This window comes from Bradyrhizobium macuxiense (genome assembly GCF_001542415.1).
Lineage (GTDB): Bacteria > Pseudomonadota > Alphaproteobacteria > Rhizobiales > Xanthobacteraceae > Bradyrhizobium > Bradyrhizobium macuxiense.
In genome coordinates this window covers 254,333-271,268 of the sequence record NZ_LNCU01000039.1, presented here as the reverse complement: position 1 = coordinate 271,268, position 16,936 = coordinate 254,333, and the positions used below count along the sequence as shown (strand labels likewise).

Annotated in this window: 16 protein-coding genes; 5 read left to right on the top strand and 11 right to left on the bottom strand. The window is 57.1% G+C overall.

Annotated features, from left to right (window positions below; all coding sequences use genetic code 11):
- From AS156_RS12180 to AS156_RS12135, 10 genes are all read right to left on the bottom strand, one after another.
- Positions 1-1,203: aspartate aminotransferase family protein (locus AS156_RS12180; protein WP_066503961.1), on the bottom strand; the 1,203-nt coding region annotated here is incomplete at its 3' end.
- Positions 1,204-1,477: 274 nt separating this feature from the next.
- Positions 1,478-2,560 (bottom strand): branched-chain amino acid ABC transporter permease, encoded by a 1,083-nt coding sequence (locus AS156_RS12175; protein WP_066503960.1) that lies wholly within the window; start codon positions 2,558-2,560, stop codon positions 1,478-1,480.
- Positions 2,560-3,444, bottom strand: a complete 885-nt coding sequence (locus AS156_RS12170) for a branched-chain amino acid ABC transporter permease (RefSeq protein WP_066503958.1) — start codon at positions 3,442-3,444, stop codon at positions 2,560-2,562. The genes AS156_RS12175 and AS156_RS12170 overlap by 1 nt, the downstream gene beginning before the upstream one ends.
- On the bottom strand, positions 3,441-4,172 hold the full coding sequence (locus AS156_RS12165; protein ID WP_136626159.1) for an ABC transporter ATP-binding protein: 732 nt from the start codon (positions 4,170-4,172) through the stop codon (positions 3,441-3,443). The genes AS156_RS12170 and AS156_RS12165 overlap by 4 nt, the downstream gene beginning before the upstream one ends.
- Positions 4,169-4,969 (bottom strand): ABC transporter ATP-binding protein, encoded by an 801-nt coding sequence (locus AS156_RS12160; RefSeq protein WP_245312738.1) that lies wholly within the window; start codon positions 4,967-4,969, stop codon positions 4,169-4,171. Before AS156_RS12160 ends, AS156_RS12165 begins: the two co-directional genes overlap by 4 nt.
- Positions 4,970-4,994: 25 nt before the next feature.
- Positions 4,995-6,230 (bottom strand): ABC transporter substrate-binding protein, encoded by a 1,236-nt coding sequence (locus tag AS156_RS12155; RefSeq protein ID WP_136626158.1) that lies wholly within the window; start codon positions 6,228-6,230, stop codon positions 4,995-4,997.
- A gap of 48 nt (positions 6,231-6,278) precedes the next feature.
- Positions 6,279-7,595, bottom strand: a complete 1,317-nt coding sequence (locus tag AS156_RS12150) for a M20 family metallopeptidase (protein ID WP_066503955.1) — start codon at positions 7,593-7,595, stop codon at positions 6,279-6,281.
- A gap of 124 nt (positions 7,596-7,719) precedes the next feature.
- The gene (locus tag AS156_RS12145; RefSeq protein WP_066503954.1) at positions 7,720-8,955 is read right to left on the bottom strand and encodes an ABC transporter substrate-binding protein; all 1,236 of its coding nucleotides are present in this window, start codon (positions 8,953-8,955) and stop codon (positions 7,720-7,722) included.
- Positions 8,956-9,092: 137 nt separating this feature from the next.
- The gene (locus AS156_RS12140; protein WP_066503952.1) at positions 9,093-9,755 is read right to left on the bottom strand and encodes a cysteine hydrolase family protein; all 663 of its coding nucleotides are present in this window, start codon (positions 9,753-9,755) and stop codon (positions 9,093-9,095) included.
- Entirely contained in the window at positions 9,742-10,539 is a 798-nt protein-coding gene (locus AS156_RS12135; RefSeq protein WP_136626157.1) for an N-formylglutamate amidohydrolase, read from the bottom strand. The genes AS156_RS12140 and AS156_RS12135 overlap by 14 nt, the downstream gene beginning before the upstream one ends.
- 706 nt (positions 10,540-11,245) lie before the next feature.
- On the opposite strand from AS156_RS12135, the gene AS156_RS12130 reads away from it, so the two are divergent.
- Positions 11,246-12,928 (top strand): AMP-binding protein, encoded by a 1,683-nt coding sequence (locus AS156_RS12130; protein ID WP_066503950.1) that lies wholly within the window; start codon positions 11,246-11,248, stop codon positions 12,926-12,928.
- A gap of 210 nt (positions 12,929-13,138) precedes the next feature.
- On the opposite strand, the gene AS156_RS12125 is transcribed toward AS156_RS12130, so the two are convergent.
- Complete coding sequence (locus AS156_RS12125) at positions 13,139-14,467, bottom strand: CapA family protein (protein WP_082747461.1); 1,329 nt, start codon at positions 14,465-14,467, stop codon at positions 13,139-13,141.
- Positions 14,468-15,366: 899 nt separating this feature from the next.
- Here AS156_RS12125 and AS156_RS12120 point away from each other — a divergent pair.
- From AS156_RS12120 to AS156_RS12110, 4 genes are all read left to right on the top strand, one after another.
- Complete coding sequence (locus AS156_RS12120; protein ID WP_347336622.1) at positions 15,367-15,627, top strand: hypothetical protein; 261 nt, start codon at positions 15,367-15,369, stop codon at positions 15,625-15,627.
- A 205-nt stretch (positions 15,628-15,832) separates the two neighbouring features.
- The gene (locus AS156_RS12115) at positions 15,833-16,024 is read left to right on the top strand and encodes a hypothetical protein (protein WP_066503947.1); all 192 of its coding nucleotides are present in this window, start codon (positions 15,833-15,835) and stop codon (positions 16,022-16,024) included.
- Complete coding sequence (locus AS156_RS41960; protein WP_136626156.1) at positions 16,021-16,326, top strand: hypothetical protein; 306 nt, start codon at positions 16,021-16,023, stop codon at positions 16,324-16,326. Before AS156_RS12115 ends, AS156_RS41960 begins: the two co-directional genes overlap by 4 nt.
- On the top strand, positions 16,327-16,776 hold the full coding sequence (locus AS156_RS12110; RefSeq protein ID WP_066503946.1) for a hypothetical protein: 450 nt from the start codon (positions 16,327-16,329) through the stop codon (positions 16,774-16,776).
- Positions 16,777-16,936: the final 160 nt, after the last annotated feature.

Here is a 16,936-nt window from a genome sequence, read left to right as displayed (position 1 = left end):
CGTCAACGTCAACGGCGGGGTGAGCTCGAGTACATTCGAGTTGACGCCAACATAGAACATCACCAATCCATATTCGAAGGCGCGATAAACGGTCATTGCGGTCTGCCGTTTTGCCGGCGCCCTTGTGGCCCGGTCGGTGACCAGCTCTATTCCGATCGCCAGGCCTTGGCCGCGGACGTCACCAATCAGCGCATGCCTCTGCTTCAACGCCTTAAGACGCATGAGCAAATGGGCCCCCACCTTGGCAGCATTTTCCGCCAAACGATCGGTTTTGATGGCCTCAAGCACAGCCAACGCTGCGGCGGCGCAAACCGGATTGCCATGTAACGTCTGAAACGAGAATGCTGGCGCAAAATTCATGATGGCTTCCGATCCTGCGACCGCCGAGATCGGCAATCCGCCGCCAAGCCCCTTCCCAAACACCACGATGTCGGGCTCGATTCCATGATGCGCAAAGGCATGCAGTCGCCCGGTTCTGCCCAATCCGACTTTGACTTCGTCGCTGACGAGGAGAATTCCATGCTTGCGGCATCGCCGTTCAATTTCTGCAAAGAAGCCGACTGGAGGAACCAGCATTCCGCCGTCGGACTGGATTGGCTCGATGAAGAAAGCGGCCACCTCTTGCGGAGGGACAGTGCCCGCAAAAAGCCGATCGAGCTGAGCGAGCGCTTTTTCCGCAGCTTCTTCCCCGTCGGCATAGATGTTGGGATAAGGCACCAGCGTCAAGCCAGGCGCCTTCGCTAGAGCTTGCGACGGGTGACCGGAGACTGCGGCAGAACCGGTGGTGCCACCGTGGTAGGCGCCCGCGAAGGAGATGATCCGCGGCCGGCCTGTCGCTGCAACAACAATGCGTGCGACGGTCTCATTGGCGTCCGAACCGGAATGGCCAAACCAGATCCTGCCCGCTGCGCGAGAGGGGACCAGGCCGAGGAGCTCTTCGGCCAACTGCACTGTCGCCAGATTGGCGCTCGAAAGATAGCTTGCTCCGGCCTGGTCGGACAGAGCGCGGTCAACCGCTGCCCTGATACGAGGATCGGAATGACCCAGGCTCGCAGCGCCCCAGGAGGCCGCAAAATCCAGAAGCTGTCTGCTGTCATCTGCAATCAGTGTCGCCCGGACGCCACCCTTCACGGCCAACGGATAGAAACGCAAATGAGCCAGTTTTGAAATCGATTGGGCTTCACGTTCATACAACCGGGTCATGTCTCATTCCTGAGCTGAGATAACAGGGCACTGGCCGCTCATTTGGCCATTACGACTGGCGTGCGAAACCGTGCGCGCTGATGATGCTTACGAAAGTCTGCACTGCGGTTGCCTCACCGCTGTCTTGCCCACGACGTCATCAGGGCAACGAGCCAACCAATTCTCCTCTACCTGCCTCGGATCAGTGCCCGGTCAACCGCGCAAATCAAATCGTATCGCCTGACCCGAGGCTTCAATCCCACCCTCGCTCTGCACCGAATGCGATTGCGGTCGTTCAACGGACCCCAGAGTGACTGGCAGCTTCAGCCTCGTTCTCCTTGTCGGTCGAGGTCATCAGTGCTTGATCTGCTGAAGCCGTCACGGGCTGTCGTGATCGCTTTTGGTTCGCATTCTTTGCAAGGATTGCGGGCAGTGCGGAGGCCAGCCCCTTTGGAAAGAACAGGAGGACGACGATCATCGCCAGTGCAACTAGCATGAAGCGGCCTTCGGCGAAGTTGTTAATGCTTGCAAGCCCTTCCGAGATGAAGGTCAGGAAGAGCGCGGCGAACAGCGGCCCATAGATGCTGGACGTGCCCCCGACAAGCACCATGCTCAGGATGAGCGATACCGTCGAGAAGTCGAAGACCTCCGGTGAGGCAACGCGGAGGTAAACGACGTAGAAGCCGCCCGCCAGTCCCGTAAAGAACGCACTCGCCACGAGCGCCTTTAACCGTTGCCACGCAATCGGGATCCCGCGGGACACGGCGTAATCCTCGTTGTCGCGCAGAGCCCTGATCGACAGGCCGAAATCGGAGCGCACCAGCCAGCGCAGACAGACGGTCGTGATAACAAGCAGCCCAAGAGCGACATAGTAGTAGCCGAGCTTGTAGTCGCGCAGGAAATTGTAGCCCGGCAGCCATATCGTCGGCACGCGCACCATGCCTTGCGTTCCGCCGGTGAGATTTGACTGATTGATCACAAGTTGCATCACGAGCTGGCTGAAAGCAAACGTGACCAGCACCACATAGACGCCCTGAAGGCGTACGACCGGCAGAGCGACGATGGCAGCAGCAGCAGAAGCGGCGACCCCGCCGATGAGCATCGCAGCCCACGGATCAATCCCGAGAAGCTTTGCGGTCAGTCCTGTCGCATAAACACCCACGCCGAAAAAGGCGACATGGGCAAAATTGAAGATGCCGGCATAGCCAAGGCTGAGGTCCCAGCTCGCTGCGACAATCCCGTAGACAAAGGAGATGATGAAAAGATGCCGCAGATAGCTATCCTGGACGAAGATCGGCACAAGGAGCCCAGCGATAAGCAGAACGCCAATCAGCCATACCTTGCTGTTGCGGAGCTTGCCGTCGTGGAGGGCCATCATCAACGCACCACCTTTCCGAGGAGCCCTTGGGGCCGGATGAGCAGCACAAGGATGAGCAGGAGAAAGATCATCGAGGGTGCCCAGTAGATGCCTACGAAAAACACGAGGGCCGCCTCAAGGAGGCCCATCAAATAGGCAGCGACAACCGTTCCTCCCAACGAGCCGAGCCCACCGAAGATCACGATGATCAATGCCTTGACGAGCGGCTCCGAGCCGAATTCCGGAGTGAGCAGGCGAATAGAGCCGAGAAGAACGCCTGTGAGCCCGGCAAGGACAGCCGAGAGGGCGAACGTAATGATAAAAAGCCTGGAGACATCGATGCCGATCAGCCTGGCGGCATCCGGGTTCTGGCCAACCGCCCGTATTCCGCGCCCTGTCCGCGAACGGTCGAGGAAAAGCCAAAGCGCACCAAGCAATAAGGGCGCTACGACAATGATGAGCGCCTCCTGGGCGGAAATCGTCGTTTGCCAGATTTGAACGTTGCCCGTCGCGATCGGAGCCAATTGCTTGAGCCTTGCCCCCCAGATCAGTTGGATCCCCTTCTGCATGAATATCATGGCAGCAAGGGTCGTCATGACGGTGACGAGCAGGATATCGCGATGGTCATAGAACGGCCGGACAATGACCCGCTCGATCAGAATTCCCGCTCCGATCATGATCGCTGCTGAAACGGCGATTGCCAGACCCAGCCCGAAATTGAGCCCGGCCGCATCCGACACGGTCCATGCGATATAGGCGCCGAGCGTCATCAGCACCCCGTGCGCGAAATTGAAGATGCCAAGTGTCGTCCATACCAGGGAAAGTCCGCTTGCCATCAAGGCATAGCCGGAGCCGAGCACGATGCCGCTGACGAGAATGGCGCTAAGGATGTCACTCGTGATCATGCGCCCTCCGATCCGAAATACATATCCATGATTTCCTGATGGTCGAGTTCTCCGCTCCGGTTGATCTCCCGGCGGATCTCGCCGTGGTCGACAAGGTACATGCGGTCGACCAAGGACAGGATGAATGCGATATCCTGTTCGACGAGAAGAAGTGGAATGCCGCGCGACGAGATTTCCGAGATTGCCTCAGCAAGCTCGTCCTTGAGCTTCGGGGACAGCCCAAGCGTTGGCTCATCCAGCATCAGCATGCGAGGCGCGCACATGAGTCCCGCGCCGATTGACAGCATCTGACGCTCGCCGCCTGACAGCGTCTTGCATTGCTGCCGACGGCGCTCGGCAAGCCGGGGAAACAGGTTGAGCACATAATCGAGATTTGTCTTCAGCTCCTCCCGCGCGCGCGGCGTGAACGCCGCAAGCTCGAGCGTCTCCATGATCTGCATGTCAGGAAAGAGGCGGTTGGCCTGAGGCACGTGAATCAAGCCGCGCGCCACGATCTTCTGGGGCGCGAGCTGATCGATCGGCTCGCCCATGAAGCGGACATCCCCCGCTCGTGGGCGGATCACCCGCGAAATCGTGTTGAGAAGCGTCGTCTTGCCGTGCCCGTTGGGTCCAAAGAGGCCGACGCGCTCCGTCGGTCCGACGTGAAAGCTCATGCCGAGCAGCACATCGGAAGCATCGTAACCGGCACGCAAGCCGGCGATTTCAAGGGCGTTTGTATTGTTGCTCAAAGCCTGGCCTCACGTTTGCCGAGATAAGCTTCCACGACCTCCGGGTTACGCACCACCTCTGCCGGACTTCCTGAGGCGATGATGGCACCGTGATTGAGAATCATCAGACGTTCGGACACATTCAAGAGAAGCGGCAGGACGTGTTCGATAAGCACAACAGTGATGCCGCGTCGGTGCACGGTAAATATGAGATCGGAGAGCCCGGTTACTTCCGGCTTGGTGAGGCCGGCGGCCGGCTCATCGAGGAGAAGCACCTTGGGCCGGCCTGCGATTGCAGAAGCTATCATCAATTGCTTGCGCTCAAAGACGGAAAGGTCTGAGGCGGCTTTCGCCCGGCGTTCAGCCTTGAGTGACACGTCATCGAGCGCATGATCAGCGGCTTCTTTCGCCTCAGTCGATGTCATCCTCCCGCAATAGACGGCGCTTGCATAAACGTTCTCGCGCGCGCTCAGCGTCGCAAACTCCGCATCCTTTTGGAATGTTCGAAGGATACCCGCCCGGCTGATCTGATGCGGGGGCAGCCGATGGATTGGCTTGCCAGCAAGCAGTATTTCACCCTCGCTCGGCGGAAACGGAATCCCGGTGATGACATTGAAGAGCGTGCTCTTGCCGCTACCGTTCGGACCGGCAATGCCGAAGATCTCGCTCTTTCGAACCGAGAACGACACATTATCAAGCGCTAGCAGTGCACCGAAGCGCCGGGTTACCTGGCGCATCTCGAGCAGCGGCATATCGTCATTTGGTTCTACCATCGTCTCATCTTCCGGCTCGCAGTGGAAGAAGCGGCCACGTGCCATTGCCGCGTGGCCGCACGCCGAGGCACTATTGCTGCATCCACGGAGGCATGCGGAACTCTCCGTCCGCATACTGCTTCGGGTAAAACAGAACCCGCTTGCCGTCCCAGATCTGGAAGAACTGGATGGGAATTGAGTCATCACCTTGGTTGGCGAGATGCGTTTTCGCATCAAAGGAGAGCTTGCCACTTACGATCTGCTTGTGGGTGTCGCCAATAGCCTTGCCGATCGCGCTCCGCTTGGTCGGATCTCCTACCTTCGCCAGGGCATCGGCATAGACCATGACCTCCTCGTAGAGCGCTGGCCCGTACGTGCCTGGTTCGTGGCCGTATTTGTCCTGATATTTCTTGATCACCTCGGCAGCCCGCGGATTCGCAGGCGTGTTGAGCGTGCCGCCCAGCAGGTTATAGACGACGCCCGTGGCCTGCTTGCCCGTCAACTTCAAGAATTCGGGGACCGAAGGCGCATACTGGATGAAGACCAGGCTGTCGGTCGGCTGCTCGAGGAACTGGGTCAGGAATTTCCCGGCGTTGCCCGGCTGATAGTCGGTATTGATGATAACGGCTGGATTATCCTGGCGGACCTTGGCCAGGAATGTTCGCCAGTTGTCGATCTCGCCGAACGGCAGAAGATCTGCCGACGTCACGGTCCAGCCCGCACTCTCGAAGCTCTTCTTGAGCCCGTTCATGATGGTCTTCGAATAGGGATTGTCCGAAGAGATCAGGGCCACCTTCGTATTCCGCAGCCTGAGCTTGCCATCTGCAAGTAGGCCCTTAACAACCGGGACCATCGCCGTATTGTACTCATCCAGGGACGGGGCCATTGACCAGACAGTCGGGAACTTGTCCGGATGGGGCGCGATGATGTCCCGCGTCTGAGCCGAATTCGCCCAGATCAGGTACGGCATATCCTGCTCGGCCATGGTCTCGATTTCAAAATTGCTGCCGCTGGCGTAGCCGGTGAGGATGGCGTTCAGGTCATGGTCACCCGCCAAGCGTTCGATCGCGCTGGTCACCGCATCGGCGGACTGGTTCTGGGTGTCACCTACGACCACCTGCAGCTTGTAGCCAGCCACCCCGCCGGCTGCATTGATTTCATCAACGGCGAGCTTGGCGCCGTCGATCATTTCGTTTCCATCCGCAGCCGAGTTTCCGGTCAGCGGCGCGAGGATACCGATCTTGGCAATTCTATCAGCAGAATGGGCAGGCGCTGACGCGGCGAGCGCAACAACAACCAGACAGGTCAAAAGACTAGAAAGCTTCATTGTAGCAGTCCCCTCTTTCACTGCGCTTGTTTACTCATTTGCGAGCAATCATTTGATTCCGCACCAATCGATGATTCCGGCGGCCAAGGTTTTGGTTGTTTCCTCCAACGAGGCGATATCCACATACTCGTCGGCGCCGTGGAAACCATCGCCGGTTGCGCCGCAGATCACGGCATCAACTCCCGCGCCGGCGTAGTGCGCCGCGTCGACGACGGCAATCATTCCAGAGATCTTGGGCTTGCCGCCCAACTGGGTTCGACGCTGCAAAAGCGACTGCACAAGCGGATGATCTGGCGCGGTATCCATAGGCGGGAAATGCAGGCCACCGAGCTCCCATTGCACCTTGATCGGATTCTTCTGCAGCCAAAGATCCTGCTGGCAGAAGTGGTGGACGAACGCTTCGAACTCAGACCGGATCTCTTGCTTGGTCTGGTGGGGCAGGAATTTGTAGTCGAGGTCGATAACCGCCACGTCCGGAATGATAGCGGGATTGGTCATGATGAGCGGCAATCCGTCCGGCCCAAGCCCCGCGCCAGCGCGCATTGCCCCGACATTGATCGTATTCATACCGGGCGGCAGCAGCGGGTGTTGACGCATGCGGCACCTCGAATATTCGAAATTCCTGAGCGCTTCCAGAAAACGGGTTGCAATATCAATCGCATTCACGGCTGGCCGCAGCCGATCAGGTGCATCACGCTGCGGCCAAATCTCGTTGTAGCGCCACGCCGAATGGCCTTGCCGACCGGTGATGGTGATGCGTATCCATTCCAGACCGCCTTCGCAGACCTGGATATCACCCATCGTTAGTTCGGTGATGATCGCCGCCTTGGCGAGATAGCCGCGCTTGACGGCGTCTATCGCACCAAAGCCGCCAGCTTCTTCATCGACCACCGAATGGAGGGCAACACGTCCCTCAAGTTCGATACCTGCCGCCCTGATGCCCCGGATGGCAGCAATGGCGGCTGCGACGCCGCTCTTCATGTCGATGGCACCACGCCCGTAAAGCCTACCATCCTTGATCTCGCCCCCGAAAGGGTCGACCGTCCAGGTGCCGGCCTCGCCGACCGGCACCACATCGATATGGCCGCACAACAACAGGCTACGCTCTTCCAAGCCAGTGAGCTGACCGATGACGTTAGGCCGGTCCGGAAAGACGTCCCACCGGTCGATCGACATACCAAGCGACGTGAGTTCCGATTCAACCAGGTCTTGGACGGCGCTCTCGCGGTTCTGGCCTGGATCATTGACGAACTTCGGATTGACCGATGGTATTCGGACAAGCCTTTGGGTGAGCTCAGTCGTGTAACTCCGCTCGCGATCGATCGCGTTCCAGGCGGCCTTCACTGCAGCGTCTATATTTCCCATTTGGAACCCCTCCCTATGTCCAGCACAGATATCGCTTGGCCCATGGCGGCCAACGCGCGGCCGCCAGTCTCATGGATCAGCGTGTCTGGGCGTGCGACGCGATAACGCCGCACCGCCGCAATGCTTATTGCTTCATCCAGGGCGGCATGCGGAATTCGCCGTCCGCATGCTGCTGCGGAGAAAACAGGACCCGCTTGCCGTCCCAAACCTGGTAGAACTGGATCGGAAAGTCGTCGTCGCTTTGGACGGCAAGATGCGTCTTCGGATCGAACGAAAGCCTACCCTGCGCTGTCAGCTTGTTGATTTCACCGATGGCTTTTCCGATTGCGAGCCGCTTCTTCGGGTCGCCAACCTTCTTCAGTGCGTCGGCGTAGAGCATAACCTCCTCGTAGACCGCCGGTCCGCTTGAGCCCGGCTCGTAGCCGAATTTGGCGTGAAACTTGGTATTGATCTCAGCCGTGCGCGGGCTTTTCGGCAGCGTTCCGCCGATCAGATTGTAGATGACGCCCGTTGCCTTCTCGCCGGTTAATTTGAGGAATTCCGGAATGTGCGGTGCATACTGGATAAACACCAGGCTGTTGGTCGGCTGCTCGAGAAACTGGGTCAAAAACTTTGCTGCGTTGTCAGCCCTCGGGTCGGTATTTATGACGACTGCCGGGTTGTCCTGCCGGACCTTGACGAGGAACGTTCGCCAGTCGCTGATTTCTCCCGTCGGCAGAAGGTCAGCAGATGTGACCGTCCAACCGTCTTCTTCGAAGCTCTTTTTCAATCCATTCATGATTGACTTCGAGTAAGGATTGTCGGTGGAGATTAGAGCCACCTTCTTGTTTTGCAGCTTCAACTTGCCGCTCTTCTCCAGGCTGTGCAGCACCGGAATCATTGCCGTTTTGTAGGCATCATAAGAAGCGTTCAACGACCAGACAGTCGGGAACTTGTCCGGATGGGGTGCAATGATCGCGCGCGTCGAGTCGGTGCTCGCGTAGAGCAGGTACGGCATATCCTGCTCGGCCATCATCTCGATCTCAAAATTGCTATAGTCGGCATAGCCGGTGATGACGGCATTCAGGTCAGGGTCATTCGTCAGCCGCTGGACGGCGCTCGTGACCGACTCCACTGACATGCTCTGCGTGTCGCCAACGACGACCTGAAGCTTGTAGCCGGCCACGCCGCCCGTCGCATTGATTTCGTCAACGGCGAGCTTGGCGCCGTCGACCATTTCGCTGCCGTCGGCGGCGCTGCCTCCAGCGAGCGGCGCAATAACGCCGATCTTGCTGATCTTCCCTTCAGCATGGGCAGAGTTGGTCGCGATGAGGCCAGCAAACGCGAGACTCAGCCAAAGACTAGAAAATTTTACGGTCATCGTTATATTCCCCTCTCCTTGATGGCACGTGCTGAACATCTTTGAACGGGTGCAATCGACGAGTGCGGCCGTCGCGTTTTGGTTCAGGCGGCCGCACCTCAGTCGCGAAGAATTACGATTCACTCGCTCTCGGTCGTTTATCGCGAGTACCTTCCGATCTCGTCGAGCAGCGCATCTGTATCGACCTGGCGACAATACCCCTTGATCGCTCGCAGAGTGTTGTCGTGACGGTCCTGGCTATAGGTGGCGCAGGCATCTGGTACGAGCGTCACGAGGTAGCCGAGATCGCAGGCGTCACGCACCGCAGATTCCACGCACTGGTCGGTAACCAGCCCGGCCAACACCAGCTGCTTAACCCCAAGATTACGCAGCAGGTAATCGACGTGGGTGGACACAAAGACGCTTGAGGACGATTTCGGCAGCACGATTTCGTCGTCGCCGGGCGCGATCTCGTCGATAACCTTCCCGTCCCATGAGCCCTTTGGGACATTGAAGCCCGTGATCTTGTAATCGAGGCTGCGATCGCGACCATCCTTGGTGAGGCTCTCGATCGTCGTGTAGAGTACTTCTATGCCTGCGGCACGAAACGCCTCCTGCAACCGCTGCATGTTGGGGATGGCAAGATTCTTCAAACGATCGAAATAATAGCCGTATTTGCCGGCAATCTCTGCGTCCGACACATCCTTGAACTCGCCGCCATCGCGTCGCACGCAAAAGTTCTGCACGTCGATGAACAACAGCGCCGACTGCTTCGGATTGAGCGGCATCTCGCGTGTCGTGGGAAAATCAATCGTTGACATGCTTTTTCTCTCGCGCATCGATCAGCCCATCGGCGATCAAGCTCGCCCATCGGCGCTGCCCCTCGGGATCACCGATCAAATCGTTACGAATTTCAAGCAATAGGTGCAGCAAGCCGCGCGCCTCCCCGTGCACCGGAATCGTGTAGTCCCCCTGATCGTCGACGACATACGGCTCGTTATGTGCGCAGATCGTCGTTGGATTCCGCTCCTGAAAAGAGCCCAGGAAACGCTCGGCAAAGCTGCGGTCACGGTTGGAGAGCACACCGAGTTGCCAGGGTCGCTCGGGCCCTCCTGCCAGCCGCGGCGTAAAGCTGTGCACGGCGACTAGGACCGCCGGCGAACCCGCCGTCGCGCGACGGTCTAGGAAGAGCGCCACCTCCCGATGGAATGGCTCGTGGATCTCCGCATAGCGCTGACGGCGGTGATACTCCGCGAGCTGCAAATTGCCCGGCACGACTGTTCCGTCACTCACCTCCGGAACGCAATCGGGCGCGCTAAACGGACGATTGCAGTCGATGACAAGCCGGCTATAGCGCTGCAGGAAAAGCGGAGCATCGAGGCGATCCGCAAGGCAACGCGCTACACCTTCGGCGCCGATATCGTAGGCAATATGCCCAAGGATTTCGGCCGCGGGCAGACCAAGGTTCTTGAGCCGCCCTGGGACAGCGATCCCCGCGTGCTCGCAAACCAGCACGAAGTCAGCACGTCCGTTGGCATTGACCAGTTCAACCGGGCGCGGGTCCAACGGTGAGAGCACACTCGGCAAGGTTTCTGCGTACAGCAACACGTCACCCGAAGTTGGTGCATGGCACCCAGCGCCACACTGAATTACCCAAGAGAACGAAATTCATAGATCAAAGTCAAATATTTTCTTTCGTTTGACATATTATTTTCATAAGCCTATTGCCGGAACTCGGCTTTTTCCGACCCGGAATTTCTCAGGCTAGGTTGCGTGACACAGCAAGGGACCACAGAGCGCGCGACGCCAACGAGCTCAACAATCGCGCGCGCAGCTGGTCGAGCTTCCGTGTGGGCGCTTCCGAACTTTCGATCGAATGGAGAAGAATATAGCGAGCGCCTCAGCACAGATCGGCTACTTGGACGCTGCCGGCGTCAGGAAGGCTTCACTGACAGCCAGCCGCTCACAAGGGGCTCGCAAATGCTTATCCCTGCTCCCCCGAGCCCTGCATCAGCGCGCCCCACGAAGCAGCCGCGAGGCGCGGTCAGCGTTGGCACTTCGCTTTTGCGCCTATACCGCCGGTTTCCTGGAATCGGCGAAGCTCTCGCTTCAGATATGACCCGGACGCGCGAAAGGTGCAGCGGATACGCCCCAATGCACCGGTCGGGGAGGACTGCTGATCGTAACAGACGCCATGACATCGGAGCAGACGCTGGAAGCACGACGAGGAGCACAATAGCCGAAGGACGCTTATCGCCCGGAGCTCAGGTCAAGGACGACGCCCTCTCAAACGCAGGACAAAGGATCAGTGATGCTGAAAAAAGGAAAAACGTTCGATGAGGTTCGAAATGAGTTTCGCTGGAATATCCCTGATTACTACAATATCGGTGCGGATATATGCGACAGGTGGGCCGATAAGGAACCCGGTCGATTGGCGATCATCGACGTGGAGCCTGGAAAACCCACTCGCGAATACAGCTTCGGCGACTTGAAGGCAATCTCCAACCGGCTGGCTAACGCCTTGAGCGCGCGCGGCATTGGCCGACGTGCCGGAGAGATGGGCGATCGGGTTGGGGTTATGCTTCCTCAGCGCTTCGAGACAGCAGTGGTGCATGTTGCGCTCGCAAAACTCGCATGCATCTCGATCCCGCTATTTACACTGTTTGGACCCGATGCCCTTCTACATCGCCTGGCAAATTCTGGCGCAAGAGCAATCGTAACCGACGCCTCGGGCGTCGAGCGAATAAAACCTCTTCTTCCGCAACTCCCCGCATTGGAGTTGATCATCTGCGTCGATGGCGCGATTGGACCGGCCAAGAGCTTCGCTGCAGTTTGCGCGGCAGAATCAGAAGTCTTCGAACCTGTGTCGACACGCGCGGATGATCCAGCAATTCTAATTTACACGTCAGGTACCACAGGAAACCCTAAAGGTGCCCTACATGCCCACAGGGTTCTGCTGGGACATCTTCCGGGTGTTGAAATGAGCCACGAGTTTCTTCCTCACGACGGAGATCGTTTCTGGACTCCTGCTGACTGGGCATGGATTGGCGGTCTGCTCGATGTACTCATGCCGGCGCTTCATCATGGCATCCCGGTTGTCGCCTGTCGGTTTACGAAATTCACCGCAGAGGCAGCGTTCGACCTGATCAAGACCTGCCAAATACGCAACGCCTTTTTGCCTCCCACCGCTTTGAAGATGATGAAGCTCCTGCCTAAGACCCAGACGCCCAAGGTGCGCCTTCGCTCGGTGGCAAGCGGCGGCGAACCGCTTGGTGCAGAATTGATCGAATGGGGGCGTGCGACGCTTGGGGTCACGATCAACGAATTTTACGGCCAGACCGAGTGCAACATGGTGGTCTCTTCCTGTGCAGCGCTAGAGCCCCCCTTTCCGGGCAAAATGGGCCGGTCTGTGCCTGGTCACGTTGTTGATGTAATCGATGCTGCGACCGGCATTCGCCAACCCAACGAGACGGAAGGCGCCCTTGCGGTTTTATCTCCCGACCCCGTGATGTTCATCGGCTATTGGCAAAATCCCGAGGGGACCCGCGAGAAGTTCGTAGAAGGGCCGGATGGGAAATGGCTTCTGACGGGTGACCAGGGGGTGCGCGATGCTGAAGGCCGGCTTCACTTTGTGGGGCGCAATGACGATGTCATTGGCTCCGCCGGCTATCGGATTGGCCCTGCAGAAGTCGAGGATTGCCTGCTTGCGCACCAAGCTGTCCGTCTTGCCGGCGTCGTCGCGAAACCGGATCCGCTGCGGGGGGCGGTCGTTGCCGCATATGTCGTGCTCAAGGATGGACATGTTGGATCAGATGCATTGGCTGACGACATTGCAAATTTCGTCAAGTCACGCCTAGCGGCGCACGAATATCCGCGCGTCGTACGCTTCATTGATGAGATTCCCCTAACAACCACGGGCAAGATAATTCGTGGCGCTCTACGCAAGATGGCGCAGGATGAGGCCGCAGCAGAGCAGGTCGCAGCTCATGGATGATTTCGCAGAGGCATTCGTTGAAGTGGTCGGCGACTGTCGCAATTGAGGGAATTATTTTCGCAAACAAGCCCGGAATGAGCGGGTGGGCCTAATCGCGCCTCTCAACGATCCCGTGAGAACCGAAACGGCTGGCTGCTCGTCAGCGCCCTCGCCTTCGTCGAAGCGCCGGTCGTCAGAGTATCGGATGCGAACTGGATTGCAACGAAAAGTCTATCCGAGAGACTTCTTTGTCCAGCTTCCAAGAACCAGATCAACATACTCTTTCATTCGCCTAATACGCTCCGCTGGAGGAGACGATGTACATTCATCTAAGTGGTCTTCCAGCCTTTCAATGCGCATCAGTGTTTCTTTGCCCTGACAAGAAATACTACGAAATACCGGAATGGGCTTAACGCTTTCGATGTAAGTGCGGTGAGCGCCATTCCTGTTGCCCTTCGACAATCGAACGTTCAAGACCATACTTAAGACGAGGTGCGGCGCCGTATACCATCCCCACGTCAAGCTGCCCAAAGAATAGGCGATAACACCAATACGATCTGGATCCCTCTTTGTCCGGTAATATTCAAGCGGCTGAATAACGTGAGGGTGATGACCCAGAATCAGGTCCACTCCTTCCTCAATCAATGAATGAGCGGCCTCGATTTGTCTGTACCGTGGAAAAAACTCAAATTCGTAGCCCCAATGAATTGACGCAACAATGAAATCACAACTTTGCGTCTTGCAATCCTCGATTTGCTTTTTGAGCAATGCCAAATCCGTTGGGACGCACTTGGACAAGAGTCTAGCCGTGTGCACACGAAACGTTTCGTTCTCGGGCAACTGATGAGCATTCAGTCCAAATGTCGCCGATACGAACCCGATCTTAATTTGATTCTTCGCAAGAATGTTTGCTCGCCCGTATTCCTCGGGGCGACAGGGAGCACCAATATCAACGATCCCGGTTTGGGTCATCGCTGTCCGGGTCGCTTCAACCCCCTCTATTCCCAAGTCCAATATATGATTATTGGCGACGTTAAGAACTGTAAAATGCCTGCCCCGATGTTCGGTCAACGCAGCATATTGAGCGAATGAGCAACACATCATCGCCGTGCGTCCGTCACCGATGGCTCTTCTTACAACCTCCTCTTCTGCTACAGGCGATTCATAATTGGCGAATGAAATGTCAGCATCAAAGAGGGCAGAAGCAACATTTTCAAAAAGGACGTCCTTGGAGGCTTCGAGACCATCTGCCTGAATTAAATCACCAGATGCGCTCAGCGTCACCGAACTATCGCTCCTGAACTCATCCGGCAACTTCACAACCGAGTTGTCGTGTAGAAACAAGGCCCCAGATACCTTATTTTCTGATGTTAAGATCGGCCTGGCGCTTTTGTAGAACCAGTACGCCATATCGGCAAATTCCATCTCTGCTAAATCGGTCGCGACATTCTGCAGCGGACGATCCCAGAGACGTAACCATGTGGCGCATCGTACGACTGCGCGCAGTCGGGCAGAGGCACGGAAAACCTCGGCAGGACTTGCGGGAAGATGACGCGGCATAAACAGATGTCTCTCGACTGGGAAGTGGATGGGGCTTTGTGATGACTGGCGGACCAATAGCTGTCGTCGGTGCGCTCAACTATTCGCTTGCGAGGCCACCCTCGACGGAATCCAATCCGATGGTCGCCTCCGGGTCGGGATTTACCCGAATTGTTCTGACGCGCCCGTCAATCGGCGCGCAGGTTGCGGTCCGATAGCGTCGGACCGAGCGATGGATATGCCCCAAAACTGACCAGGACATCGATCGGAAGACGCCAGGTGAGGTTAGATCCGTTGCTTGTGGTTTTCTCTTTGGCTGGCAGCGGACGTTGGCACTCCTTCCTTCTCGGAAAGTATTTCCGCAGATCTAGACAGGATCTTAGTGCGCTCAGACTATATTGAGGGTCGCGCCTCGAAACTACCAACATCGATAGTTGATAGTTGAACGTCCGTGATCTGCTATCGAATCTTCAGGCTGCCGGGCGAGCCATTGCGGCTGCTCTTGGTCCCTCATGCGTGCTCCGCAGGAGGGAATGGCGCGCTTTGGACTTGATGTGTAGCTCGGCACAACGTCGTGCGAATTAGCGCTGACTTGTTGAAGATCCAACGAGAAAGCACGAAAGAGCTCAATTGGTACGCTGCGTACGCAACTTTTCCTTTCGGTGCGGTCTCGATTGAATTACTTGAAGCCAGCGATGCGTAGACGACTACGCATCATCTCCATTCGATGAGTAGGCGCGTCATTCTCTAGCCTAGTCGCAAAATGTATATTCGAGATCCGCCGAGAGATTGGCGGTGCCATGCGGTAGTCTCGCTACCGCTGCCCTAACGGGCGTTTCCTCCCTTGACTTGGCCGCCGGTCCCATAGGATCGGCGGCTCCCTTTCGGTGTTAGATCAACGTTCCCATGATTGAGAAATCATGGATCAATCTGCACTCGACCGACGCGGTGCCCCGGGCAGAGGCACCTTGTGTGATTGGGGGTTGGAACAATTCATGCAGCACAGAGGAGTGCAATTCCGCATGCGAGAAGCGTTGCCGGGCGAATGGCACTACCGCTTTGAGATCGATGACAAGAAGATCAGTGGCAAGACCCAAACGAAATTGCAGCTTCTTGCGGTCCGTCGGGTCAAGGATCGGATTAATCGTGAACTGAAGCGCAACGCGGAAAGTGAAAGTTGATATTTGGAGCGGACTCCTCCGAGCGAAACGCGAAGTCGCTCAACGAAGGATGCCGTGGTTCGAATCCCACCCCTTGCGCCAGTCAAGGCTAAAAAGTCAGTATCTTCAATATTAGGGGCTTTCGGCTCACCAAAAGCGACTAACCAGTATTCCCGGATGGCCAATTGCTATACTTCCAGCTCCGAGTTGATTCGAGAGCAAGGCAATGACACTGCGCGTTTTCAGAGAGGTCGGCGGCTCGCGCGTCTTGGTTACGCCGACCGAACGATTTCCGAAGGAACTCGATCCACGGCTGTGGCGGCTTGATGCCACCGGCTATCCCGACAATGCCGTAGCGGCTCGGGTTCGCCGCGATGGTCCTGTTTACGGTCGGCTCGTCAAGGACAACCGAAAATGACACGTGAACTAAACATCCGACTATTCAGACGTGGTAGATCATCCGACGGTATCGATGGATATTGGCAGGTTGGCTACGACTTTACGCTTTCGGATTTCGGCGGTGTTTTGCCGAATGTGGGTGACATGATTGCACCTTCAATAGAAGGCGCTCGCGAATTCGAGAGGCGCAAGGTCTACACAGTCGAAAGTCGCTTCTTTCGACCGGCCGGCTCTCCACATCAGTTCATCAACGTGGGTCTCGTGGTGAGCGAGCGGGATGCTAGCAGAGAGGAAGAACACCTCACCGTCGGCGGGGGCTAAATGGCTGAAAACGATAGGCTGAGATCAATTCTCGAAAAGCAGGACGCCGCGGACCGCGCGCAGGTGGCCGAATTAGCGCGGCAGGCGATGGCTGATCACCGCGCCAAAGAAAGGAAAGACCGAGTTGTCAACGAATGGCGGCGCTTATATCGCGCCCTGGCACAGACTGTCGCGACGACAAATGCTGCAATGACCGGAGGCAGAAAACTCTATCTCCAACCTTACAATCCGGACGCAGACCGCACCGTCGGCGATGTAATCATAATGTTTGAGGACAAGTATTCAGAGGATGTTCAACGAAAGTGCGTGGTGGGTGTCCAGCTGGACGGAACGGTTTCAGTATCAATCAAGCCACAGAGTAAGGAATATCATTTAGACATTTGGACAGCGTCGATAGATCAGCTTGAGGGTATCGTCTACGACTTCATGGAATTGAACATCGAGACGTAGTGAGACGATTCCACCGAATTGGCTAGCCGTTTGGTGAACGAAAATTTTTGGCAACAGTCACCGCAAGCTATTTCAATCGGTTACACAGCGAACGCGACGGATGATGTTTCCGCCTAACCGGAGTACCACGGGGGCGCCCTTCGGTTGCACGATGGCTATG

What these genes read in the sequence shown, in the direction of transcription:
- AS156_RS12145 (WP_066503954.1), bottom strand. Translation starts at nt 8,955, where the DNA reads ATGACCGTAAAATTTTCTAGTCTTTGGCTGAGTCTCGCGTTTGCTGGC.
- AS156_RS12115 (WP_066503947.1), top strand. Translation starts at nt 15,833, where the DNA reads ATGACACTGCGCGTTTTCAGAGAGGTCGGCGGCTCGCGCGTCTTGGTT.
- AS156_RS12140 (WP_066503952.1), bottom strand. Translation starts at nt 9,755, where the DNA reads ATGTCAACGATTGATTTTCCCACGACACGCGAGATGCCGCTCAATCCG.
- AS156_RS12110 (WP_066503946.1), top strand. Translation starts at nt 16,327, where the DNA reads ATGGCTGAAAACGATAGGCTGAGATCAATTCTCGAAAAGCAGGACGCC.
- AS156_RS12150 (WP_066503955.1), bottom strand. Translation starts at nt 7,595, where the DNA reads ATGGGAAATATAGACGCTGCAGTGAAGGCCGCCTGGAACGCGATCGAT.
- AS156_RS12130 (WP_066503950.1), top strand. Translation starts at nt 11,246, where the DNA reads ATGCTGAAAAAAGGAAAAACGTTCGATGAGGTTCGAAATGAGTTTCGC.
- AS156_RS12160 (WP_245312738.1), bottom strand. Translation starts at nt 4,969, where the DNA reads ATGGCACGTGGCCGCTTCTTCCACTGCGAGCCGGAAGATGAGACGATG.
- AS156_RS12125 (WP_082747461.1), bottom strand. Translation starts at nt 14,467, where the DNA reads ATGCCGCGTCATCTTCCCGCAAGTCCTGCCGAGGTTTTCCGTGCCTCT.
- AS156_RS12155 (WP_136626158.1), bottom strand. Translation starts at nt 6,230, where the DNA reads ATGAAGCTTTCTAGTCTTTTGACCTGTCTGGTTGTTGTTGCGCTCGCC.
- AS156_RS12120 (WP_347336622.1), top strand. Translation starts at nt 15,367, where the DNA reads ATGGATCAATCTGCACTCGACCGACGCGGTGCCCCGGGCAGAGGCACC.
- AS156_RS41960 (WP_136626156.1), top strand. Translation starts at nt 16,021, where the DNA reads ATGACACGTGAACTAAACATCCGACTATTCAGACGTGGTAGATCATCC.
- AS156_RS12175 (WP_066503960.1), bottom strand. Translation starts at nt 2,560, where the DNA reads ATGATGGCCCTCCACGACGGCAAGCTCCGCAACAGCAAGGTATGGCTG.
- AS156_RS12170 (WP_066503958.1), bottom strand. Translation starts at nt 3,444, where the DNA reads ATGATCACGAGTGACATCCTTAGCGCCATTCTCGTCAGCGGCATCGTG.